Here is a 21196-nt window from a genome sequence, read left to right on the forward strand (position 1 = left end):
CCGCTCAGTCCCGTCGGCCCGGCGGCTGCGCGGCGTCGAGCTGCGTGGCCTCGTAGCGTCGGGCCCGGTCGCGGATGCCGGCGAAGCGGAACGGTCCCGCGGTCACCGACGGAGCCTCCCACTCGGTGTCGCTGGGATGCTCGGCGCCGTGCAGTTCACGGTAGGCGGGCAGTTCCAGGCGGACGCGCCCGGCGATCCGGGCCTCGATGCTCTCGCGCCGACGTCGCTGCCGGTACCCGGGCTGGACGATGCCGGTGAAGAACTCGCCGACCGCCCCGGAGCCGTAGCTGAACAGGCCGATCCGCGTACCGGCCAGGTCGTCGTCGTGATCCAGCAGCGAGGCGAGTCCCGCGTAGAGCGAGGCGGTGTAGGTGTTGCCGAGCTCACGGTTGTAGGCGAAGGTCGCCTCCTGCAGCTCGTCGGGCAGGGTGGTCCCGGTGTGCTGGGCGAGTCCCGCGAGCGCCTTGCGGGCCATCTTGGTGAAGGGCTGGTGGAAGCAGAAGCGGTCGATCTCATCGATCCCGACCCCGCCCGCCGCGGTGAAGTCGTCCCACGCCGTGGTCAGCGCACCGAGGTAGGCGCTCAGCGACAGCCGGCCGTCCACGACCGCCGTGGTGGAGTCGTTGGGGCGCCAGAAGTCGTCGACGTCGCGGGCGGCGACGCCGGAGATCGGCTCGATCGCGAGCAGCGCGGGATCGGCCGCGACCAGCATCGCCACCGCGCCGGCGCCCTGCGTGGGCTCCCCGGCGGATTCCAGCTGGTAGCGGGCCACGTCGCTGGAGATCACCAGCACCCGCTCCTCCGGGTTGCGGGCCACGAAGCCGAGTGCGGACTGCAGCGCCGCGGTGGCGCCGTAGCAGGCCTGCTTGAACTCGACCACCCGCATCGTGTGGGGCAGCCCCAGCAGTTCGTGCACGAACAGTCCGGCCGACTTCGACTGGTCCACTCCGGACTCGGTGGCGAACAGGAGCGTGCGGATCCCGTCGGTGCCGTGCCGCTCGAGCAGCGGCAGCGCGGCCTCGGCGCCCATCGTGACGATGTCCTCGTCGGCCGCCGGGACGCTCATGCGGTCCTGGCCGAGCCCGACATGGTATTTCGCCGGGTCGACGCCCGCGTCCTCGGCGAGCTCGGCGAGGTCGACGACGTGGTGCGCCGTCGCCAGCGAGAGGTCATGGATGCCGATCGTCGTCATGCCTCACCCCGTGCGGCTCGTCGTTCCATGGCGACGTGCGCGGTCATCAGCTCTCCCGGGTTGGTCTGCGCCGCCAGCAGCGACAGTTCTCCGCACAGGACGGTCGCGGCGGTGATCGCCGCGAGCCGGTTGGCGTTCTCGCCCTCGGCGCGCTGCTCCCGGCAGCCCAGGCGCTCCAGCGCCTCCTCCACCTGGGGGAGGTGCTTCCCGTTGCCCACGGTGCCCATGATCAGATGCGGCAGCGAGCAGGAGAAGTACAGCCCCTGCTCGCGCTCCTCGGCGAAGGTGATGCCCTGGGAGCCCTCGACGATGTTCGCCGCATCCTGGCCGGTGGCCAGGTAGATCCCCAGCAGCATGTTCGCGTAGTGGGCGTTGGCCGAGCGCAGCGAGCCGGCGACGGTCCCGCCCACCAGGTTCTTGCGCACCACCAGGTCGACCATCCGCTGCGCGCTCGTGCGCAGGGTCGTCTCGAGCACCTCGTGGGGGATGAGGATGTCGGCGACGACGCGGCGGCCCCGGCCCAGGTCGCCGTTGACGGCGCTGGGCTTCTTGTCGGTGCAGTAGTTGCCCGAGATGGAGCCGTACTCGAGCCCCAGGTCCCAGGACAGGATGGTCTCCATCAGCGTCTCGGCCGCCTTGGTGACCATGTTGTGGCCCGAGGCGTCACCGGTGGTCAGGGCGAAGCGCACGAACAGCAGATTCCCGACGATCTCGGAGTGCAGGTCGATCAGCCGGGCGAAGCGGCTGCTCGCCTGCACGGTCGCCTGCAGGTCGTCGAGCCGCGCGTGCAGGACCTGGTCGGCGGCATGCGCGCCGGCGGCATCGGTGGCGACGAACAGGCTCGAGCGTGCCATCCGCGCGTCGATGAGGGTGGCGGTGATACCGCCCTCGACCCGGCGGGAGACCTTGGCGCCGCGGCCGACGGAGGGCCACAGCGGGCTCTCGAAGGTGGCCAGCGGCACCTCGACCTCGCCGGTGGCGGCGTTGCCGGACAGGCGGATCGGACCCACCCACTGGGTGGGCACCGGGGTGGAGTGCGGGGCGGGGTGTGCGCTCATGTCGTGGTCCTGGATCGCGGCGAGGTCGCCGCAGTGGGGAGGGGGTCGGAGGCGGGGCCGGTGCCGGTCCCGGAGTCGCCGCGGCGGGCGAAGGAGGCGGGGTCGAGCCCGCTGAGCTCGCAGAACTCGCGCACCCGACCGCGCAGCAGGAGGTCGGTGCGGCTCAGCGCGGCGGGCGAGTCGGCCCCGAACAGGGCCAGCAGCTCGGTGAGCTGGGACAGCCAGCCCCGGATCACGGCGGTGGCATGCGCGGGGTCGCCGTCGTAGGCGGCCCGGAGGAAGACGCCGGCGACGCCCGCGGCGCGCGCGCCGAGGGCCAGGGACTTCACCACGTCCAGCGGGGTGCGGACCCCGCCGCTGGCCAGCAGCAGCGGCGCGGGGTCCGGGGCGTCCAGCAGGCTGCACACGGCGGACTGGCCGTGCCCGGCCAGGAAGGAGTAGTCCTCGCCGGGGCGGCGCGCGTTCTCGATCCGCGCGAAGTCGGTGCCGCCGACGCCGCTGACGTCGGCGATCCGCACGCCCATGTCGTGCAGGCGGCTCAGGGTGCGGCGGCTGAGGCCGAAGCCGACCTCCTTGACCAGCACCGGGACCGGGGAGGCGGCGACCACCTCCTCGAGCGCGTGCGGCCAGCGGGAGAAGTCGCGGGTGCCCTCGGGCATCACCGTCTCCTGGACGGCGTTGAGGTGGATCTGCAGGGCGTCGGCCCCGAGCAGCTCCACGGCGCGTCGGGCCTCCTCGCCGCTGCGGCCGATGCCGAGATTGGCCATCACGAAGCCGTCGGGGTTCTCCTCGCGGATCACTCGGAAACCGGGTGCGGTCGAGGGATCGTCCAGGGCGATGCCCACGGAGCCGGAGGCCATCGCGATGCCGGTCTCGCGGGCGGCGATCGCCAGCGCCCGGTTCACCCGGGCGGTCCGCTCGGTGCCGCCGGTCATGCCGTTGATGTACAGCGGGGCGCTCCAGGCGTGTCCGAGCACCTCCACGTCCAGGCGCACCCGATCGGCGTCCAGGCCCTCGAGCGCGTGATGGACCAGCTGCACCTCGTCGAAGTCGTTGCGGACGGGCGGGGCCGACTGCTGCTCCTGGGCGAGCCGCAGATGATCATCCTTGCGCTGCCCGCTGCGGCTGATCGGCGCGTTCATCGCCGCACCTCCGCGCCCGCGCGGAGCCCGGCGGACTCGTCGAGCTCCGCGGTCGCGTCCTCGGCGTGCTGCACCGACATGTCCAGCCGGCGGATGCCGTGGCTCTCCCAGGCCGACAGCAGCGCGCCCAGCGGGGCATCGGCGGGTGCCAGCACGATGCCGCAGTCCCCGCCTCCGGCCCCGGAGGGCTTGCCGGCGGTGCCGTGCTGCTCGGCGAGGTCGCACAGCAGGCGCAGCTCGTCCGTCTCGATGCGGATCCCGCTGGTCTCGCCGAGGTGCTGCAGCAGTCGGCGGGCGCGGGAGATCACCTCGAGAGCGCGGGGTCCGTCGTCGGCCCGCAGGCTCTCGACCAGGGCGTCGACGCACCCCCGGCTCTCGTCGATGAAGCTCTCGTAGGGGCTGGCGGAGCGCCCGCTGTGGGGCCGGACCCCGCCCACCAGCCGCTCGGTGGAGGCGGGGGAGCCCGTCCAGCCCACCAGCAGCTCGAGCGAGGTGGGGTCGGGCAGGCGGTCCACGCGGTGCGGGGACCAGCCGGGGGAGGTCAGGGCCTTCGTGACGCCGTGACGCTCGAGACTCTCGCGCAGCGTGACCCGGTCGGGCGCCGTGTAGCGGATCCAGCCGCCGAAGGTGGAGGCGGCCACGTCCCCGCCAGAGGCATCGGGGGCGAGCATGATCGTGGACAGCAGGGCGACGCGGAAGCGCTCGGTCCGCGTCAGCCCCATGCCGTAGAACCGGTCGAGGGCGGCGACCACGGCGACGGTCACCGCGGCCGAGGAGCCCAGACCGAACTTGCGTCCCGAGGCGTCGTCGAGGTCGGACTCGATGTGCAGGTCGAAGTAGTGGCCGGGCAGGCCGCGCTCATCGCGCAGGCGCTCCATCAGCGTCATCGCGCTGACCACATAGTCGTAGGGGTGGTGCTCGAGCACGATGCTCACCGGGTTCGTCGACCCCTCCGCGCGGGTCCACACCACCGGGGCCTGCCCGTACTCGCGCGAATGCACCCGACCCACGTCATCGCTGGGGGTGAGGCGGACGGTGAGGAAGCGGTCGACGGCGATGAGGACGGCGGGCTCCCCGGGCTCGACGACGGCGTACTCCCCGGCGATGAAGAGCTTGCCCGGCGCGCGGGTGACGATCATGCGCAGTCCTCCTCGGGGAGCAGGTGGGCTCCGGGCCCGGCGCCGACGACGCGCACCGCGCCGAGGCCACCGAGACGCTCGGCGACGGCCGCGGCGTCCGCGGGACGGGAGATCACCACGACGTTGGGTCCGGCATCGGCGGTCGCAAAGGCCTCGATGCCGTCGGCGCGCAGCTGCTCGACCGCATCGAACACGGCGACGGAGCCGGCGCGCAGGTAGCGGATCGGCGGCTCGCAGGCCTCGATCGCCGCATGCATGCGCAGGGCGTTGAGCTCGGTGATCTCCCCGACGCGGGTGAAGTCGCCGGCGCGGCAGGCCGCGGTCATCTCCCGCAGGCTGTGCGCGGTGGAATCGACCCAGCCCGCGTAGTAGGGGGAGGTGGCCGCGGTGCGGCGCATCGCCTCACGGCTGGAGACGGACTTCTCCGCGGCGTCGATCGTGACGATGACCATGCTCATCGCCGGGCCGTCGATCGGCTCGGCGAAGGAGGAGGCGTCATCGTCACCGGCGTGCCAGATCGCCAGGCCGTCCACCAGGGAGCGGGTCGCCGAGCCGGAGCCGCGGCGGGCGAGGCGGCTGAGGTCCGCGCGGTCGAGCTCGAGTCCATAGGCGGTGGCGGCGGCGACCGCGAGGGCGGCGAAGCCCGAGGCGGAGGAGGCCAGCCCCGCTCCGGTGGGCGCCTCGTTGCGGGAGCGGATGACGGCGCGAGCGGAGGAGCCGGCGCGTGAGCGGACCAGATCGACGAAGCGCGTGACGCGCTCGGACTGCGTGGGGGAGGCCTCGGCGCCGTTGAGGGTGAAACGGTCCTCGGCGGCCGACGGATCGAGCGAGACCGTGGTGGTGGTCGCGAAGCCGTCGAGCGTGAGCGAGAGGCTGCCGGCGGCGGGCAGGATGAGCTCCTCGTCGCGCTTTCCCCAGTACTTCACGAGCGCGATGTTGGGGTGCGCGCGCGCCGTCGCTGTTCTCATGCCGTCCCTCCGATGATCGTCGTCCATGCCTGCGCCGCTCCGGCCTCCGCGAGCTCGCGCGCGAGCGGCCCGGCCGCGGCCACGGAGGGGGCCAGGGCGATGATGCACCCGCCCTGACCGCCGCCGGTGAGCTTGGCACCGGGGGAGCCGGCGGCGTGTGCCGCCTGCACCAGGGTATCCAGTTCCGGGCTGCTCACGCCGAGCCCGACGAGCAGCTCGTGGGCCGCGCGCAGTCGAAGGCCCAGCTCCGCGTGCCCCCCGGTGGCCAGATCTGTGACGCATCCTTCGGCCAGGTCCCCCAGACGCGCGATCGCGGCGTCGGTCGCGGCGGGCTCGCGCTCGCGCAGCGAACGCACCGAGGCGATGGCCGCGGAGGTGGCGCCGGGCCGACCGGTGTCCGCGATCACGAGCGCGAAGGGTGCCGCGACGGACAGGGGCTGGAAGGTGCCTCCCTCGAAGCGGAGCGGCGTCTCGGCCACCACCGTGCGGGCGTCGATGCCGCTGGGGGTGAGGTGGGCGGCCCGCTCGGCCTCCTGGATGAGTTCGTGCTCCTCCGTCGCCTCGAGCACAGTGTCCGCGGCGTCGGCCACCGCGCGCACGATCGCGGCGGCGGTCGCGGCACTGGATCCCATCCCTCGTGCGATGGGCAGCGCGGACTCGACGGCGAGCTCGAGACCCTCGGTGCCGAGGCCGACGTGGGCCGAGGCGGCGCGCCAGGCCGCCTGCACCGGGGCGAGGTGTGAGGGTGCGGCCGACGAGGGCCCCTCGTAGAGGGCGCAGGAGATCAGGGAGCCGATCGCCGGGCGCAGCGTCGCCGTCGTCGTGAGGCTGCTGACCGGCACCGCGACGGCGGGCGCGCCGTAGACCACCGAGTGCTCCCCCAGCAGGATCGCTTTCGCGTGAGCGCGCCCCGTGCCGAGGACGACGAGGGCGTGCATCGAGGCGGGGGTATGTGTGGTCAAGGGCCCTCGTGAACCTGTCTCGGGAGTGCGTCACGTGCAGAACGTCGGCGCCCATGGTCTCAACGCCATGGCCAGCATGGAGCATGAATGTGCGCGACGCGATGTCTCCCGGGCGATTCTCACGGGACCCTCACGAAATGTGCATAGGAATGATCGGGTCCGGTCACCCCTGCGACGTTCTACAGTTCAGCCATGGGATCCCTGCAGAGTGCTCGTGACGGCGCCGAGAACGTCGAGGACGCCGCCGAGGACGTCGCTGGGCATCCGGTCTTCCAGGCCGTCGCTCGCGGCGGCTTCGTGATGAGCGGTCTGGTGCACGTGCTGATCGGGGTGATCACCCTGCGCATGGCGTTCGGCGGCTCCTCGCAGGATGCCGATCAGTCCGGCGCCCTGCAGGCCGTCGCCTCCGCGCCGGGTGGGAACATCGTGCTGTGGATCGGCGGGATCGCGATGGTGGCGCTGGTGCTCTGGCACCTGGCCGAGGCCTGGTTCGGGGCGCGGTGGAAGCGAGGCGCCGCGACGCGGATCGGCCACGTCGTCACGACGCTCGGCAAGGCGGTCGTCTACGCGGCGCTCGCGGTGACGGCCCTGCGCTTCGCGGCCGGGGGCGGCACCGACTCCGGCCAGCAGACCTCCCAGCTGACCGCGGGCCTGATGGGCAGTGCTGGCGGCCGTATCGCGGTCGTCGTGGTGGCTGCGGTGGTCTTCGGCATCGGCTGCTTCCACGTGTACAAGGGAGCGAGCCGCGGCTTCGGGGACGACCTGCGGGTGCCTGAAGGACAGCAGATCGCCCGCGCGATCGTCGTCACCGGGGTGCTCGGCTATATCGGCAAGGGCATCGCGCTGCTGGCCGTGGGCCTGATGTTCGGCTGGGCCGCTCTCGGGGCGGATCCGGAGAGGGCGACCGGGCTCGACGGGGCCCTGCAGGCCATCGCGGCGCTCCCCGCCGGCGGGGTCGCGCTCGCTGTGGTCGGTGCCGGGCTCCTCCTCTACGGCCTCTTCGCGATGCTGCGTGCGCGCTACGCACCGAGGTGACGCTCAGCGCCGGTAGCGCAGGATCCGAAAGCGCAGGCCGGTGCGTGAACTGCACCAGGTGGGGTCCGCTGCCTCGGGGGCCGCGGGGGAGAAATCCTCGGGGATGGCCGGGGCGGTGGTGTCCCCCTCGACCTCGAGGTCGATCTCGGTGACCACCAGCAGGTCTGCCAGAGCCATCGCCTCCCGGTACACGCGGCCGCCGCCGATCATCCAGATCATCGCGCCTGTCGCGGAGCCCCGGGTCGGGGTGCCCGGCGCGTCGCGGTTCCCGGGGACGGTGGGGGAGTGTCCCGCCGCCAGCGCCTCATCGGCCAGGCGCAGTGCGTCCTCCAGGTCCCGGGCCCGCACCGCCCCGGCGGCCGCGAACGTGTCGTCCGAGGTGATGACGATGTTCGTGCGCTCGGGCAGCGGCCGGAACCGCGACGGGAAGGACTCCCAGGTGCGCCGGCCCATCACCACGGGCGAGCCCGTCGTGGTGCGGGAGAAGTGCCCCAGGTCCTCGGGCAGGTGCCAGGGCATGGTGCCATCCGCGCCGATCACGCCCCCGCGGGCCTGGGCCCAGATCAGTCCGATCTGTGGCGGGGCGGGTGCGGTGTCGTCGTCCCTGCTCATACCGCGACGGGGGCCTTGATCCCCTGGTGGTGCTGGTAGCCCACGATCTCGATGTCCTCGAGCTCGTAGTCGAGGATCGAGTCCGGGCGCCGGGTCAGCGACAGGGTGGGATAGGGGAAGGGCTCGCGCGAGAGCTGCCGGGTGACCTGCTCGACGTGGTTGTCGTAGATGTGGCAGTCCCCGCCGGTCCAGACGAAGTCCCCCACCGCGAGATCGGTCTGCTGGGCGACCAGGTGGGTCAGCAGTGCGTAGCTGGCGATGTTGAAGGGCACCCCGAGGAAGAGGTCCGCGCTGCGCTGGTACAGCTGGCAGGAGAGCTTCCCGTCGTGCACCTCGAACTGGAACAGCGCGTGGCAGGGGGCGAGCGCCATGGCGGGGATGTCCGCCGGGTTCCAGGCCGAGACGATCAGCCGACGCGAGTCGGGGTTCGTGCGGATCTGCTCGACCACGTCCGTGATCTGGTCGATGACTCCGCCGTCGGGGGTCGGCCAGGAGCGCCACTGCGCGCCGTACACCGGGCCGAGCGCGCCGTCCGCGTCGGCCCACTCGTCCCAGATGCTCACGCCCCGCTCCTGCAGCCAGCGCACATTGGTGTCCCCGCGCAGGAACCACAGCAGCTCGAGGATGATCGAGCGGGTGTGCACCCGCTTGGTGGTGATCAGCGGGAAGCCCTGCGAGAGGTCGTAGCGCAGCTGCTTCCCGAACAGGCTGCGGGTGCCGGTGCCGGTGCGGTCGCCCTTGGCGTGCCCGGTCTCCAGGACCTCCCGCAGCAGGTCCTCGTACGGGGTGGGGATGCTCATCGCGTCATCCCCCCGCAGTGGTGGCGGAGACGGGATCGGTGGCACCGGTGGCAGGAGGCGGAGCATCTGGGCATGGTCCGATTCTCGCACCGTCGCGCCGCGCGTGCGTCCGACGGGGCCCGTGCCGCAGCTCGCTCTCCTGGCCCCCGGTCCTCCCGCGGGTCAGCGAGGTCGCGCGGTGGGGGAAGGATGCCCCTGTCAGACGAGCGCCGAGGCCGACCAGGACGGGCGCCGGCGAGTCCCCGAGGGCGCGGATCAGCGATCCCTCCAGCATCAGCGCGGCCGATCCGATGAGGGCGAGCGTTCACCCCCTGAGGTCGGTGAGCCTGCCGGCGACCCGCATCGCGACACCGCCGGCGTTCGTCGACCTCCGGGGCCACGTCACCGAGGCCTACCGGGTGGTGGCGGAGCAGTCGGGGAAGCACTGGCGGCGCGAGTAGGCAGGTCTCGGCTCGCCGGGCGCGGAGTCCACCCGTGGGCCCGCCTTCTCGTGCTCGCCGGGCCCGGCTCCCACTCCTGGCACTGCCCTCGCGTCGAACCCGTCAGGCGTAGCCCTTCGTTGGTCGACGGCATGGTGAAAGCCGGCATTCAACCAAAGGGTTGACGACGGCCGCGAGGCGGCGTAGCGTTCCCGTCATCAACCAAGACGTTGAGAAAGGGAGGGATGGACGACGACAGCCTCTCGAGGGCCTTCGCGGCCCTCGCTGATCCCACGCGGCGAGACCTGGTCTCCCGGCTCACCCTCGGTGACGCCACCGTCGGTGAGCTCGCCGCCCCCTACGACATGTCCCTGCAGGCCGTGAGCAAGCACCTCGCGGTCCTCGAATCGGCCGGGCTCGTCTCCCGCCGACGCGACGCCCAACGGCGCCCCGTGCACCTCGAATCCGAGGTGCTGGCGGAGCTGACCCACTGGATCGACCGGCACCGCCGAGCCGCCGAGGCACGCATGTCCCGCCTCGACGGCGTCCTGCATCACCTCCGCAGCACGGATTCCGAGGAGCGCTTGCCATGACCACCACCGAACGACTCACCACCGCGACCATCGAGGCCGACGCCGACGTCCCCCTGATCCGCCTCACCCGCGACTTCCGCGCCGCACCGGCGCAGGTCCTGCGGGCGCACACCGATCCCGAGCTCTACGCGCAGTGGGTCGGGCCCGAGGAGCTCTCGACCCGGATCGACCACTGGGATGCCCGCACCGGGGGCGCCTGGGCGTTCACCAATATCGGACCCGACAGCGAGGAGTACTCATTCCACAACAGCTTCCACGACGTCACCGAGGACCGCATCGTCCAGACCTTCACCTTCGACGGCTGGCCCGAGGGGGTCTCCCTGGAGACCCTGCGGGTGGAGGACCTCGGCCAGGGGTGGACGCGGCTGCACGCCACATCGCTCTTCGACTCGTTCGAGGGGCGCAACCAGATGCTCGCCAGTGACATGGAGGTCGGTATCCACGAGGGCTACGCCGCCCTCGACGCCCTGCTGGCCGAGGCGGGCACGCGATGAGCGCCCCGCTCCCACAGCTGCCGCCGGCCCAGAAGCACCGCGCGATCGCCGGGCGGTTCTCCGAGGTGGTCCGTGGCGTCACCGGCTGGGAGGTGCGCACCCCGGTGCGTCGGGCGGGCCCCGGCCCATCCCATGCCAGGTGCCGCTTCGCGCCCCCGTGAGCGGCTCCTGACGTGGGGTGCCGGCGAGCATTGGGGTCGATATGCCGTTGAGTCGCCGACGCGAAGTCGCCGACTCGAACGTGGTCAATCCGGCATGGATGCGGAAATGGGGCCGTCCTGCCGTACCGTGAAGGGTGTGACCGCTGCTGCGAGCCCCGGCGACGCGCGCGTCACACCATGAGACTTGAGCATCTGACCCTTCGACGATAGAGAAACTCCCCATGCCCTCTCCCCGCACCAAGCTCACGGCACCCCCGCGCCTGCCCAAGAACGGCCTGCGCATCACCGCCCTCGGCGGCCTCGGCGAGGTCGGCCGCAACATGACCGTGTTCGAGCACGCCGGCAAGCTGCTGGTCGTCGACTGCGGCGTGCTCTTCCCCGAGGAGCACCAGCCCGGCATCGACGTGATCCTGCCGGACTTCACCTCGATCCGGGACCGCCTGGACGACATCGAGGCGATCGTGCTCACGCACGGCCACGAGGATCACATCGGCGGTGTCCCGTACCTGCTCAAGGAGCGGGCGGACATCCCCGTCATCGGGTCCGAGCTGACGCTGGCGTTCATCACCGCGAAGCTCAAGGAGCATCGCATCACCCCCAAGACCATCCAGGTCGAGGCGGGGCAGAAGCACAAGGCGGGCTCGTTCGACCTCGAGTTCGTCGCGGTCAACCACTCGATCCCCGATGCGCTGGCCATCATGATCCGCACCAAGGCGGGCTCCGTGCTGCACACCGGTGACTTCAAGATGGACCAGTTCCCGCTGGACGGCCGCATCACCGACCTGCGCTCCTTCGCCCGGCTCGGCGAGGAGGGTGTGGACCTGTTCCTCACCGACTCCACGAATGCCGAGGTCCCCGGCTTCACGATGTCCGAGCGGGATCTGAACCCGGCGATCGACCAGGTGTTCACCTCCTCGCCCCGGCGGATCATCGTCTCCAGCTTCGCCAGCCACGTCCACCGCATCCAGCAGGTGCTCAACGCCGCCCACGCCAACGGCCGCAAGGTCGCGTTCGTGGGCCGCTCGATGGTGCGCAACATGGCGATCGCCCGCGACCTCGGCTACCTGAACATCCCCAAGGGCCTGGTCGTCGACTTCCGCAAGATCCAGTCGATGCCCGATCACAAGATCACCCTGATCTGCACCGGTTCGCAGGGCGAGCCGATGGCGGCGCTGGCCCGCATGTCCAACGGCGACCACCAGATCCAGGTCGGCGAGGGCGACACGGTGCTGATGGCCTCCTCGCTGATCCCCGGCAACGAGAACGCCATCTACGGGATCATCAACAAGCTCACCGATCTCGGCGCGAACATCGTCCACAAGGGCAACGCGAAGGTGCACGTCTCCGGTCACGCCAGCGCCGGCGAGCTCGTGTACTGCTACAACATCGTGCGTCCGAAGAACGTGATGCCGGTGCACGGCGAGTCCAAGCACATGCACGCCAACGCCGAGCTGGCCCGCCGCACCGGGGTGCCGGAGAAGAACATCGTCCTCGCGCAGGACGGCGTGACCGTGGACCTCGTGGACGGCCAGGCGAAGATCTCCGGCAAGGTCGAGGCCGGGCTGGTGTACGTGGACGGGCAGACCATCGGCACCGCCACCGAGGACACCCTCGCCGAGCGTCGCATGCTCTCCGGCGGCGGCGTGGTCACCGTGGTCGCGCTCATCGATCCCAAGACCAATCAGCCGGTCGAGCCGCTGGAGTTCCTCACCAAGGGCTTCGTGCACGACGACAAGACCTTCAAGGGCGCCGAGACCCAGGTGTCCAAGGCCCTCGCCCGCGCCCGCCAGGACAAGATCGACGACATCGGCGAGCTCGAGGAGATCATCGTCGAGGCCGTCACCAGCTACCTGCGCCGCACCTACCGCCGTGAGCCGGCGGTCATGGCCGTGGTGGTCGACGCTTGAGCGACCGGTGAGCGCAGCCTGATCTGCGCCTGACCACGAAGGCCCCTCCCTCCCGTGCTCCGGGACGGAGGGGCCTTCGCCGTCGGTGCGGGCCGACGCGGCGGTTCGACGTGGCACCTGGGATGAGGGACTGATCGACCGGCCCACCCGAACCGGCGTCGGCGTCGAACCGCACTGGGCCGTCGTCCTCTCGCCGGAAAGCTCGCCTGCTCGCGCCGCTGCTGCACTCGCCCCTCTTCCGGGAGACGTCATGGACACCATCGAACTGAGCGATCCCGACGGTGATGCGCTCACTGTCATGAGGGGCGCCGAGGGCATCTGGATCACCTGTGCGGGCGGGGAGGCGGAGGCCACCGTCGGACCGCTCGCCGCAGCGACCCTGCGTGACGCCCTGGCCGGCCCCGGCGACCATGAACGCAGGATCCGTCCGCCTCGGCCGCGTCCCCGGTGCGGGAGAATGGTCGTCATGGCCCCTCCCCTCGAGCCTCGCACGGCGGCCGACGCATGGCGCCGCGATGACCTGGCTTTCCGTGCACTGGCCGGCCTCTGGATCATCACCGGTGGCCTGGTCGCGGCAGTGACCGCTCCGCTGGGACTCGAGCACGGATCGTGGTCCGCCGCGTTCCAGGTGCTGGTCGGCGGGGTACTGCAGGCGGGACTGGGCATCGCGCAGCACGCGCTCGCCGGTCGGCGCACCACCTGCGGGACGCTGCTGGCCGAGATCCTCACCTGGAACCTGGGCTGCCTCGCGGTGATCGGCGGGACGCTGCTCACGGCGCCCCTGCTCGTCGACCTCGGCGGCCTGCTCCTGGTGGCCACCATGGTGCTGATGATCCGCGCCGTGGGCCGGGGCGCGCGGGGCCCGGTCTGGGCGCTGTGGACCTACCGGGCGGTGCTGCTCCTGACCATCGCGAGCATCCCGATCGGCCTGGTCCTCGCGCACCTGCGTGCCGGCTGACGCCGCAGCGCTCCCGTCAGCGCGGCTCCCAGCGCAGCACCGCGGCGACCAGCTCGTCGACGCCCTGTGCGCTGTCCAGGCGCAGCACCGGCACCTCGAGGATCCGCAGCCATGCCTCGTGGGAGGCACGGCTGCGACCGGTGAACCCGGGGTCGTCATAGCCGCGGGCCCAGTTCAGGAACGCGGCCCGGGCCTCGACGTCGACCGTCTGCCACGGATCACGGAGCTGCTCGCGGGCCTCGAGCCGTCGCAGCCGCTCCCTCGGATCCAGGCTCAGGAACACCACCGCCTCGCAGCGGGCGAGGGCCTCGTCGCCCCAGCCGATCATCGACCCCGACAGCACCCATGCCTCGCGCGGGGCGAACATCGTGTGCATCAGGGCGGCCCGCTCCTGTGGCGGGCGGGGACGGGTGTACGGGGGGTCCGTGGGGATCCAGTAGTAGTCATCGGAATCGGCATGGGGCACGGACCACCGGTCGGCCAGGGCGCGGCCGAGGGTCGTCGTGCCGGAGCCGCTGGCCCCCATCACGTGGAGGCGGGAACGGTGCATGGAGCCATTGTCCGCACCCGGGGCGCTGCGCGCACGCCGAGCGTCGAGCTCTGCCCGCCCGCGACGGCACCATGCCTGCGCCTGGCCATGACCTCGCAGCCCTCGGCACCGGACTCGGTGCTCTCCGCTTCGCTCAGCGAGGACGATGAGCACCCCAAGGGGTGTTACCTCCGGGTGGTCGACGGGGTGCCATGGCTGTGGGGCTTCCGCTGCGATGACGAGCACCGCTGGCCGCCGGGGGCCACGGTGGTGCTCGGGGCGTCTCGGGAGGGATGAGCAGAACCCGCGGCGGCCAGGCGCTCGCGCAGCTCCGCCGCGCTCGGGTTGCGCAGCACCTGCGTGCCCAGCAGCACCGTCGGCGTGAGCTCGTCCCCGCCGTTGACGGCGCGGACCCGCCTGTTCGCGTTCTCGTCCCGCCACACGTTCACCCAGCTCACGCGGGCATCTTTCCGGAGCTGCAGCAGCAGCCGCTCGCAGTAGAGGCAACCGGGCTTCCACAGCACCACGGCATGGTCGGGCGCGATCCGGGCCTCGGCGCGCGCCCAGGGGGTGTGCCGGCCGCGACGACCGGACCACACGGCGACGACCGCCAGCACGAAGGCGCCCACCGCCGCGGAGCTGATCCCCCGGCGCAGATCGTCGATCCCCGTCACCACGGCCATCGCGAGGATCACCGCGGCCACGACGAGGAGCGACCAGCGCAGGGAACGGGGCATGGCACCACCGTACGCCCGCGTCGCTGGTAGGACCCGAACCAGGGGCGCGGCTCGACCTCGGAGGTCTGCTCCGGATCGAAGGTCGGCGTGCCCCGGTGGGATCCCGCCGCAGCCGTCGCATCCCGGCTGAGTCCGGGGACGGGACCGGCTGCTCGATGCACTGGACGGATAGGACGTCCTCAGGAGCACGGACCAGGCGCAGCAGTCGGGTGGGCCGATAGGACTGATCGGAATCCAGCCAGTTCGGCTTCCCGCCCACGTCGTCCGCCATCGCCACCGGGCCCCCTCCTCGTCGACAGCGGGCGCTGCCCGTATCGTCTCGAACTCGTCGTCGATCATCGCCCGGGTCGCGGGATGGCAGACGCCCAGCGCCTCGAGCCGACGCTCTGCCGGGCGGTTGCGCGAGACGGTGGTGCCCGGTGACACGCGATGTCCTCCGGGAGATCGAGAGGGGAGTCGTGTGGTCGCGAGCAGGTCCGGCCCATCCCATCAGGGATCATCCCCTGGGTGCTCCAGGGTGCTGTCGAGGGCGCGATCACATCGACAAGCGCTTGCCCGCTGCGGGGGAACATGCTTGACTGGGTGCATGGAAAGCGGTTGCCGCCCTGGAGGGGGTGGCAGCGGTCGCCGCGGGCGCCCGGACCGCCCGTCGGCCGCCCGGCAAATGGGGCAACACAGGAAGCGCAGGAGACAGACATGGCAGAACGCAGGATCGGGATCATCGTCAACGGGGCCACCGGCCGCATGGGCTACCGCCAGCACCTGGTGCGCTCGCTGCTCGCGATCCAGGAGCAGGGCGGCGTCGAGCTCGCCGACGGCGACCGCCTGGTGCCCGACCTGCTGCTGGTGGGCCGCAACGAGGAGAAGCTCGCCGCGGTCGCCGCGCGCCACGGGCTGACGAACTGGACCACCGACGTCGACGAGGCGCTCGCGAACCCCGACTACGAGGTCTATTTCGACGCCCTGGTGACCAACCTGCGCGTCGCGAACCTCAAGAAGGCCATCGCCGCCGGCAAGGCCATCTACACCGAGAAGCCCACCGCCGAGACCTTCGAGGACGCCCTCGAGCTGGCGCAGCTGGCGACGCAGCACGGCACCGTCAACGGCGTCGTGCACGACAAGCTCTACCTGCCCGGGCTGCTCAAGCTGCGCCGCCTGATCGACTCCGGCTTCTTCGGCGAGATCCTCTCGGTGCGCGGCGAGTTCGGCTACTGGGTCTACGAGGGCGACTGGCAGACCGCCCAGCGCCCCTCCTGGAACTACCGCTCCGAGGACGGCGGCGGCATCGTCGCGGACATGTTCCCGCACTGGAACTACGTCATCGAGGAGCTGTTCGGCCGGATCGAGGACGTCTACGCCCAGACCGCCACCCACATCGGGACGCGCTGGGACGAGCAGGGCCAGGAGTACACCGCGACCGCGGACGACGCCGCCTATGGCGTCTTCCGCCTCGAGGGCGGCACCGTGGTGCAGATGAACTCCAGCTGGGACGTGCGCGTCCACCGCGACGAGCTGGTCGAGTTCCAGGTCGACGGCACCAGGGGCAGCGCCGTCGTGGGCCTGCACGGCGCCCGGATCCAGCCGCGCGAGGCCACCCCGAAGCCGGTATGGAACCCCGACGTCAAGGATCCGCACGACTACTACGACGACTGGATCGAGGTGCCCGACAACGCCGGGCCCGACGGCTTCGACAACGGCTTCAAGGTGCAGTGGGAGGACTTCCTGCGCCACGTGGCGGGCGCTGCCGAGGGCTCCGAGTATCCGTACGACTTCCTCTCCGGCGCGCGCGGCGTGCGCCTGGCCGAGGCGGGCCTGAGCAGCTCCGCCGAGGGTCGCCGCATCGCTCTCGACCCGCTGACGGAGGTGTGAGCATGGCGGACGCCCTGCCGCTGACCCTGCTGGACGAGGACGGCTCCCTGCGCACCCTCCCGCTCGCCGAGACTCCCGCCTTCGCCCGTCCCGCTGCGCCCCTGCGCTCCCGCGTCGTCTACGCGGCGGTGCACGTGGTGCCGCAGGTGCACGGGGACAACACCCCCGGCGCCCCGGCGGACATCGACTGGGACGCCACCCTCGCCTTCCGCCGCACCATGTGGTCCCGCGGGCTCGGGGTGGCCGACGCGATGGACACCGCCCAGCGCAATATGGGCCTGGACCCCGCCGCCACCCGGGAGCTGATCACCCGCTCGGCCGACGCCGCCCGCGAAGCGCTCGCCGACCCGGAGATCGCCGCCGTGTTCCCGGCCGACGCGACGGTGAGCGACCTGATGGTCGCCGGGGTGAACACCGACCAGCGCAGCGAGCACTCGCTGAGCCTGGACCAGATCGCCGGGGCCTACATCGAGCAGCTCCGCGCCACTGAGGCCACCGGCGCGGGGGCGGTGCTGATGGCCAGCCGCCACCTCGCCCGCACCGCGACCACCGCCGGCGAGTACGAGGACGTCTACCGCCGGGTGCTCGACGCCGCGAGCGAGCCGGTCATCCTGCACTGGCTGGGCACCGTCTTCGACCCGCAGCTGGAGGGGTATTTCGGGTCGGACGATCCCGCCGTCGGGGCGGACACCCTGCTCCGCATCATCGAGGCGGACCCCTCGAAGATCCGCGGCGTGAAGATGAGCCTGCTGGACGACGCCGCGGAGATCGCCGTGCGGGAGCGACTCCCCGCGGGGGTCAGGATGCTCACCGGCGACGACTTCCACTTCTCCCACCTCATCGTGGGCGACGGCACCGCCACCACCGAGGCCGGCGGGGAGCAGGTGGCCGGGCAGTACTCCGACGCCCTGCTCGGCGCCTTCGCCGCCACCGCGCCCGCGGCCTCGGCCGCGGTGCAGGCGCTCGATGCCGGGGACCCGGCCGAGGCCTCCCGGATCCTCGATGGCGCAGAGCGGCTGGGACGGCACCTCTTCTCCGCCCCCACCTTCCACTACAAGACCGGGGTGGCGTTCCTGGCCTGGCTGAACGGCCATCAGCAGGCGTTCACGATGGTGGGCGGCATGCACAGCGCCCGCAGCCTCCCCCACCTCTCGCGCACCATCGAGCTCGCCGCCACCACCGGCAATCTCGAACAGCCCGCGCTGGCCGCCGAGCGCTGGCACTCGATGCTGCGCGTGGCCGGGTACGACCTCGAGACGGCGGCCGGGGCCGCCAGGGCAGGAGACGCCGCATGAGCACCTCACATTCCCGCACCGCCGCACCCTCCGAGCGGCTCGGGACCGGCACGCAGCGCCTGTCGCTGAACCGCTGGACGTTCCGCACCACGCCGCTCCAGGAGTTCCTCGACGCCACCACCGCGCAGGGCATCGACGCCGTGGGCGTGTGGCGCCAGGATGTCGCCGAGGTGGGCCTGGCCGGCCTGCGCCGCCGGGTCGACGACGCCGGGCTGCGGGTGAGCTCGCTGTGCCGTGGAGGCTTCCTCACCGCCTCGGCCGAGGAGGACCGGGCCGCGGCGCTGGAGGACAACCGGCGCGCGATCGACGAGACCGCCGCGCTCGGCGCTCCCACCCTGGTGCTCGTCGTCGGCGGCGTGGACCGGGCCGACAAGGACCTCATCGGCGCCCGGGCGCGGGTCGCCGAGGCCGTCGCGACCCTCGCCCCCTACGCGGAGGAGCGCGGGGTGACGCTGTCCATCGAACCGCTGCACCCGATGTTCGCCGCGGACCGCGCCGTGGTCTCCACCCTCGACCAGGCCCTGGACATCGCCGAGGCCTCCGGCAGCCCCGCCGTCGGCGTCGTGGTCGACACCTACCACGTGTGGTGGGACCCGTACCTCGAGCGCGCCATCCGGCGCGCCGCGGCGACGGACCGCCTGCTGAGCTACCAGGTGTGCGACTGGAACCTGCCGCTCGCGGCGGAGCCCCTGCACTCCCGCGGCTACATGGGTGACGGCTTCATCGACTTCCCCTCGATCACCCGTATGGTCAAGGACGCCGGGTACACCGGCGACATCGAGGTCGAGATCTTCAACGAGGACGTGTGGGCCACCCCGGCCGACGAGGCGGCGCGGATCATCGCCGAGCGCTTTGCGCAGCTCGTGCTGCCCCACGCCTGAGGGATCCTCACCCCACGGCGGCCGCGTCGAGAAAAGTGCCAAGAACCGGCACCTTCCTCGACGCGGCCGCTCGGCTCCGCCGCCACGACGAGAAACGTTCCAGCTGAGCGGCACTTTTCCGGTCGTGGTGCGCTGGGCACGGTGCACCAGGCCCGGCCGGGGCCGCGCGTCAGCCGACGTCGCCCAGGGCCGTGGAGCCGCGCAGCAGCACATCGCCGCGCACGTGGATCTCCGACGGGCCTGCCGTGGCGGGCTCCTCGGCGGTCGAGGGATCCCCGGCAGGGGTGCTCTCGGCCGGCGGGGCCGGCTCCAGCACCCATTCCACGGCCTGGCGGGCCATGTCCTGCAGCGGCAGCGCGATCGTGGTGAGGGTGGGGTGCGCATCGGCCGCGTCGGGCACCCCGCCGAAGCCGGCGACCGCCACCTGGCCGGGCACCTCGATCCCGTGGCGGCGCAGCGCGCCGAGCGCGCCGAGCGCCATGACGTCCGCCGGGGCGAACACGCACAGCGGGTGGTCCACGGCGGACGGTGCGGCGGCGAGGTGGTCCTGGATCCTGGCGGCCAGCCGGTATCCGCCGGCACGGGTCAGGTCCGCCTCCACGCTGAGCTCGGGTTCGATGCCCGCTTCGGTGAGGGCGGCGATGAAGCCGCCGGTGCGATCCGCGGCCGAGGGGATCCCGGCGATGCCCTGGACCACCGCGAAGCGGCGGTGGCCCTCCACGACCAGCGCGGTGGCGAGCTCATGGGCGGCGGCGGCGTTGTCCGGCACGATCGTGCGCCCCACGCCGAGGGACTGGCCCATGCCCACCACGCGACCGCCATGGCGGGCGAAGCCCTCGAGCAGAGTGCGCAGGGCGGCGTCGGAGTCGTTGCCGTAGCGATGCGAGCCCACCAGCACCAGGGCGTCGACCTGCTGGGCGATCAGGGAGCGCAGCGCCCTGATCTCGGTGTCGATCTCGCGGTCGGTCTGGGTGAGCAGCACCTGGGCCTGGGAGGCGAACACCTGCTGCTGGACCTCCCGGGCGATGGTCGCGAAGTAGGGGTCGGCGATGTCGTGGACCACCAGACCGATCAGACCCGAACGGGAGCGGGCCAGGGCCTGGGCCTGGGCGTTGGGGACGTAGCCGAGCGTCGCCGCAGAGGCCTTCACCTTCTCGGCGACCGCCTTCCCGGGCACCCGGGAGGAGCCGTTGAGCACGCGGGAGGCGGTGGCCAGGGAGACGCCGGCGTGCTTGGCGACGTCACTGAGGCGCACGGCGACCATCAGGGTCCCTTCTTCCGGGGGGTCGGGCAGGTCTGCGGATGACGGGAGATGCTGTCCCGGTGCAGGGCGGCATCGCGAGGCGGTCTCTGTCCAAGAGCTGATGTGGCGGCAGTGTTCTGCCGAGCTCCGTCAGCAGGATAGCGGCCCTCGCGCCCACCAGCTCGGAGGCGGGCCGGTGGGCGCGACGGTCGGTCGCTCGGAGTGTCGTCCGCAGGGATCGCGGATCTCGTCGGCGACGGGGCGTGCGACCCGCTCGGCCTCCGGTTGCCCAGTTCGATCCGCCGGTCCGAGCTGCTGCTCTCCGGTGCAGGTCGCTAGCCCTTGAGGGCTCCTTCCATGATCCCCTTGGAGAACTGACGCTGGAAGACGAGGTAGATCAGGATCGACGGCACGAACATCACCAGCGCTGCCGCGACCGCCACATTGAAGTTGTAGCCCGGATCCGATGGCGAGGGCTCGAAGAACTGGATCGCCAAGGACATCGGCACGACGTCGGTCCCCACGAAGGTGAAGGCGATGAGGTACTCGCCCCAGGCGTAGACGAAGGTGATCAGGGCGACGATGACGATGCCGCCGCGGGCCAGCGGGGCATAGACCCGCCACAGCACCTGCCACATGGAGGCGCCGTCGATCCGTGCCGACTCCTCGAGCTCCTTCGGGATCGCGCCGAAGATTCCCCGCATGATCAGCAGGCCCATCGCCAGCTGCCACGCCGAGTAGACCAGGATCAGTCCGATTCGGGTGTCCAACAGGCGCATCTCGAACATCTGCAGGTACAGCGCAGCGATCGCCGTGGTGATCGGGATGAACAGGGTGGACACGATGAACCAGAAGATGACCTCGCGCCCGGGGAATCTGATGCGCGCGAAAGCGAATCCGCCCATCGATGCGGCGATGCAGGTGAGAGCGACGGTCCCCCCGGTGATCAGCGTGCTGTCGAGCATGTAGCGCCCCATGGCGGGGACACGGTCGAGCATCGCCGGGAAGTTCGCGAGCGTCAGGGAGCCGGGGATCAGCTCGTAGGACTCCTCCGGGGGGCGGAAGGCGATGGAGACGAACCACACCATCGGTGCCATCAGGAGGATCGCGCCGATGATCAGCACAGCGTGTTCGAGGGTCTGCCGGGGGCCCCGGGTGCGACGCCGGGCAGAGGCCGAGTGGGTCTGAGTCAGAGTGGTCAT

Annotated in this window: 21 protein-coding genes; 9 read left to right on the plus strand and 12 right to left on the minus strand. The window is 71.7% G+C overall.

The window, feature by feature from the left end; all coding sequences use genetic code 11:
• Positions 1–4: 4 nt before the first annotated feature.
• The 6 genes from ACHUEU_RS00885 to mvk are packed head-to-tail and all read right to left on the minus strand — an operon-like array spanning position 5 to position 6461.
• Positions 5–1192 (minus strand): hydroxymethylglutaryl-CoA synthase, encoded by a 1188-nt coding sequence (locus ACHUEU_RS00885; RefSeq protein WP_394213988.1) that lies wholly within the window; start codon positions 1190–1192, stop codon positions 5–7.
• On the minus strand, positions 1189–2250 hold the full coding sequence (locus ACHUEU_RS00890) for a hydroxymethylglutaryl-CoA reductase (protein ID WP_394213990.1): 1062 nt from the start codon (positions 2248–2250) through the stop codon (positions 1189–1191). Before ACHUEU_RS00890 ends, ACHUEU_RS00885 begins: the two co-directional genes overlap by 4 nt.
• The gene (gene fni / locus ACHUEU_RS00895; protein ID WP_394213991.1) at positions 2247–3392 is read right to left on the minus strand and encodes a type 2 isopentenyl-diphosphate Delta-isomerase; all 1146 of its coding nucleotides are present in this window, start codon (positions 3390–3392) and stop codon (positions 2247–2249) included. The genes ACHUEU_RS00890 and fni overlap by 4 nt, the downstream gene beginning before the upstream one ends.
• Complete coding sequence (locus ACHUEU_RS00900) at positions 3389–4531, minus strand: phosphomevalonate kinase (RefSeq protein ID WP_394213992.1); 1143 nt, start codon at positions 4529–4531, stop codon at positions 3389–3391. Before ACHUEU_RS00900 ends, fni begins: the two co-directional genes overlap by 4 nt.
• Positions 4528–5499, minus strand: coding sequence for a diphosphomevalonate decarboxylase (gene mvaD, locus ACHUEU_RS00905; protein WP_394213993.1), 972 nt, complete (start codon positions 5497–5499; stop codon positions 4528–4530). Before mvaD ends, ACHUEU_RS00900 begins: the two co-directional genes overlap by 4 nt.
• Positions 5496–6461 (minus strand): mevalonate kinase, encoded by a 966-nt coding sequence (mvk, locus tag ACHUEU_RS00910; RefSeq protein ID WP_394213994.1) that lies wholly within the window; start codon positions 6459–6461, stop codon positions 5496–5498. Before mvk ends, mvaD begins: the two co-directional genes overlap by 4 nt.
• A gap of 192 nt (positions 6462–6653) precedes the next feature.
• Between mvk and ACHUEU_RS00915 the strand changes: the two genes are divergently transcribed.
• Entirely contained in the window at positions 6654–7496 is an 843-nt protein-coding gene (locus ACHUEU_RS00915; protein WP_394213995.1) for a DUF1206 domain-containing protein, read from the plus strand.
• A 3-nt stretch (positions 7497–7499) separates the two neighbouring features.
• Here the strand turns inward: ACHUEU_RS00915 and ACHUEU_RS00920 are convergent, their stop codons facing one another.
• Together ACHUEU_RS00920 and ACHUEU_RS00925 are read right to left on the minus strand one after the other, a co-directional pair.
• Positions 7500–8108, minus strand: a complete 609-nt coding sequence (locus ACHUEU_RS00920) for a dihydrofolate reductase (RefSeq protein WP_394213996.1) — start codon at positions 8106–8108, stop codon at positions 7500–7502.
• A complete protein-coding gene (locus tag ACHUEU_RS00925; RefSeq protein WP_394213997.1) occupies positions 8105–8908 on the minus strand; it encodes a thymidylate synthase in 804 nt (267 codons plus the stop codon). The genes ACHUEU_RS00920 and ACHUEU_RS00925 overlap by 4 nt, the downstream gene beginning before the upstream one ends.
• Positions 8909–9572: 664 nt before the next feature.
• Between ACHUEU_RS00925 and ACHUEU_RS00930 the strand changes: the two genes are divergently transcribed.
• From ACHUEU_RS00930 to ACHUEU_RS00950, 5 genes are all read left to right on the plus strand, one after another.
• Complete coding sequence (locus ACHUEU_RS00930; protein ID WP_394213998.1) at positions 9573–9920, plus strand: ArsR/SmtB family transcription factor; 348 nt, start codon at positions 9573–9575, stop codon at positions 9918–9920.
• Positions 9917–10414 carry an SRPBCC domain-containing protein gene (locus ACHUEU_RS00935; RefSeq protein WP_394213999.1) on the plus strand — a complete coding sequence of 166 codons (498 nt, stop codon included), beginning with the start codon at positions 9917–9919 and terminating at the stop codon, positions 10412–10414. The genes ACHUEU_RS00930 and ACHUEU_RS00935 overlap by 4 nt, the downstream gene beginning before the upstream one ends.
• Positions 10411–10575, plus strand: a complete 165-nt coding sequence (locus tag ACHUEU_RS00940) for a hypothetical protein (protein WP_394214000.1) — start codon at positions 10411–10413, stop codon at positions 10573–10575. Before ACHUEU_RS00935 ends, ACHUEU_RS00940 begins: the two co-directional genes overlap by 4 nt.
• A gap of 221 nt (positions 10576–10796) precedes the next feature.
• Complete coding sequence (locus ACHUEU_RS00945) at positions 10797–12482, plus strand: ribonuclease J (protein WP_394214001.1); 1686 nt, start codon at positions 10797–10799, stop codon at positions 12480–12482.
• Between the two features lie 250 nt (positions 12483–12732).
• A complete protein-coding gene (locus ACHUEU_RS00950) occupies positions 12733–13440 on the plus strand; it encodes a hypothetical protein (protein ID WP_394214002.1) in 708 nt (235 codons plus the stop codon).
• 16 nt (positions 13441–13456) lie between these two features.
• Here the strand turns inward: ACHUEU_RS00950 and ACHUEU_RS00955 are convergent, their stop codons facing one another.
• Both ACHUEU_RS00955 and ACHUEU_RS00960 read right to left on the minus strand, forming a co-directional pair.
• Positions 13457–13990 carry a P-loop NTPase family protein gene (locus tag ACHUEU_RS00955; protein WP_394214003.1) on the minus strand — a complete coding sequence of 178 codons (534 nt, stop codon included), beginning with the start codon at positions 13988–13990 and terminating at the stop codon, positions 13457–13459.
• 164 nt (positions 13991–14154) lie between these two features.
• Positions 14155–14706 (minus strand): glutaredoxin family protein, encoded by a 552-nt coding sequence (locus ACHUEU_RS00960; RefSeq protein WP_394214004.1) that lies wholly within the window; start codon positions 14704–14706, stop codon positions 14155–14157.
• A gap of 696 nt (positions 14707–15402) precedes the next feature.
• Here ACHUEU_RS00960 and ACHUEU_RS00965 point away from each other — a divergent pair.
• Genes ACHUEU_RS00965 through ACHUEU_RS00975 form a run of 3 tightly spaced genes read left to right on the plus strand, consistent with a single transcriptional unit; the run spans position 15403 to position 18751 of the window.
• Positions 15403–16575, plus strand: a complete 1173-nt coding sequence (locus tag ACHUEU_RS00965; protein WP_394214005.1) for a Gfo/Idh/MocA family protein — start codon at positions 15403–15405, stop codon at positions 16573–16575.
• A 2-nt stretch (positions 16576–16577) separates the two neighbouring features.
• Positions 16578–17870, plus strand: coding sequence for a DUF993 family protein (locus tag ACHUEU_RS00970; protein WP_394214006.1), 1293 nt, complete (start codon positions 16578–16580; stop codon positions 17868–17870).
• On the plus strand, positions 17867–18751 hold the full coding sequence (locus ACHUEU_RS00975) for a sugar phosphate isomerase/epimerase family protein (protein WP_394214007.1): 885 nt from the start codon (positions 17867–17869) through the stop codon (positions 18749–18751). The genes ACHUEU_RS00970 and ACHUEU_RS00975 overlap by 4 nt, the downstream gene beginning before the upstream one ends.
• A 169-nt stretch (positions 18752–18920) precedes the next feature.
• Here the strand turns inward: ACHUEU_RS00975 and ACHUEU_RS00980 are convergent, their stop codons facing one another.
• Both ACHUEU_RS00980 and ACHUEU_RS00985 read right to left on the minus strand, forming a co-directional pair.
• Positions 18921–20015: a LacI family DNA-binding transcriptional regulator gene (locus tag ACHUEU_RS00980; RefSeq protein WP_394214008.1), complete on the minus strand. Its 1095-nt coding sequence runs from the start codon at positions 20013–20015 to the stop codon at positions 18921–18923.
• A gap of 314 nt (positions 20016–20329) precedes the next feature.
• Positions 20330–21196, minus strand: coding sequence for a carbohydrate ABC transporter permease (locus ACHUEU_RS00985; RefSeq protein ID WP_394214009.1), 867 nt, complete (start codon positions 21194–21196; stop codon positions 20330–20332).

The organism is Brachybacterium vulturis, assembly GCF_043641765.1.
Classification (GTDB): domain Bacteria; phylum Actinomycetota; class Actinomycetes; order Actinomycetales; family Dermabacteraceae; genus Brachybacterium; species Brachybacterium vulturis_A.

What these genes read in the sequence shown, in the direction of transcription:
- ACHUEU_RS00885 (WP_394213988.1), bottom strand. Translation starts at nt 1,192, where the DNA reads ATGACGACGATCGGCATCCATGACCTCTCGCTGGCGACGGCGCACCAC.
- ACHUEU_RS00890 (WP_394213990.1), bottom strand. Translation starts at nt 2,250, where the DNA reads ATGAGCGCACACCCCGCCCCGCACTCCACCCCGGTGCCCACCCAGTGG.
- fni (WP_394213991.1), bottom strand. Translation starts at nt 3,392, where the DNA reads ATGAACGCGCCGATCAGCCGCAGCGGGCAGCGCAAGGATGATCATCTG.
- ACHUEU_RS00900 (WP_394213992.1), bottom strand. Translation starts at nt 4,531, where the DNA reads ATGATCGTCACCCGCGCGCCGGGCAAGCTCTTCATCGCCGGGGAGTAC.
- mvaD (WP_394213993.1), bottom strand. Translation starts at nt 5,499, where the DNA reads ATGAGAACAGCGACGGCGCGCGCGCACCCCAACATCGCGCTCGTGAAG.
- ACHUEU_RS00915 (WP_394213995.1), top strand. Translation starts at nt 6,654, where the DNA reads ATGGGATCCCTGCAGAGTGCTCGTGACGGCGCCGAGAACGTCGAGGAC.
- ACHUEU_RS00920 (WP_394213996.1), bottom strand. Translation starts at nt 8,108, where the DNA reads ATGAGCAGGGACGACGACACCGCACCCGCCCCGCCACAGATCGGACTG.
- ACHUEU_RS00925 (WP_394213997.1), bottom strand. Translation starts at nt 8,908, where the DNA reads ATGAGCATCCCCACCCCGTACGAGGACCTGCTGCGGGAGGTCCTGGAG.
- ACHUEU_RS00930 (WP_394213998.1), top strand. Translation starts at nt 9,573, where the DNA reads ATGGACGACGACAGCCTCTCGAGGGCCTTCGCGGCCCTCGCTGATCCC.
- ACHUEU_RS00935 (WP_394213999.1), top strand. Translation starts at nt 9,917, where the DNA reads ATGACCACCACCGAACGACTCACCACCGCGACCATCGAGGCCGACGCC.
- ACHUEU_RS00940 (WP_394214000.1), top strand. Translation starts at nt 10,411, where the DNA reads ATGAGCGCCCCGCTCCCACAGCTGCCGCCGGCCCAGAAGCACCGCGCG.
- ACHUEU_RS00945 (WP_394214001.1), top strand. Translation starts at nt 10,797, where the DNA reads ATGCCCTCTCCCCGCACCAAGCTCACGGCACCCCCGCGCCTGCCCAAG.
- ACHUEU_RS00950 (WP_394214002.1), top strand. Translation starts at nt 12,733, where the DNA reads ATGGACACCATCGAACTGAGCGATCCCGACGGTGATGCGCTCACTGTC.
- ACHUEU_RS00955 (WP_394214003.1), bottom strand. Translation starts at nt 13,990, where the DNA reads ATGCACCGTTCCCGCCTCCACGTGATGGGGGCCAGCGGCTCCGGCACG.
- ACHUEU_RS00960 (WP_394214004.1), bottom strand. Translation starts at nt 14,706, where the DNA reads ATGCCCCGTTCCCTGCGCTGGTCGCTCCTCGTCGTGGCCGCGGTGATC.
- ACHUEU_RS00965 (WP_394214005.1), top strand. Translation starts at nt 15,403, where the DNA reads ATGGCAGAACGCAGGATCGGGATCATCGTCAACGGGGCCACCGGCCGC.
- ACHUEU_RS00970 (WP_394214006.1), top strand. Translation starts at nt 16,578, where the DNA reads ATGGCGGACGCCCTGCCGCTGACCCTGCTGGACGAGGACGGCTCCCTG.
- ACHUEU_RS00975 (WP_394214007.1), top strand. Translation starts at nt 17,867, where the DNA reads ATGAGCACCTCACATTCCCGCACCGCCGCACCCTCCGAGCGGCTCGGG.
- ACHUEU_RS00980 (WP_394214008.1), bottom strand. Translation starts at nt 20,015, where the DNA reads ATGGTCGCCGTGCGCCTCAGTGACGTCGCCAAGCACGCCGGCGTCTCC.
- ACHUEU_RS00985 (WP_394214009.1), bottom strand. Translation starts at nt 21,196, where the DNA reads ATGACCACTCTGACTCAGACCCACTCGGCCTCTGCCCGGCGTCGCACC.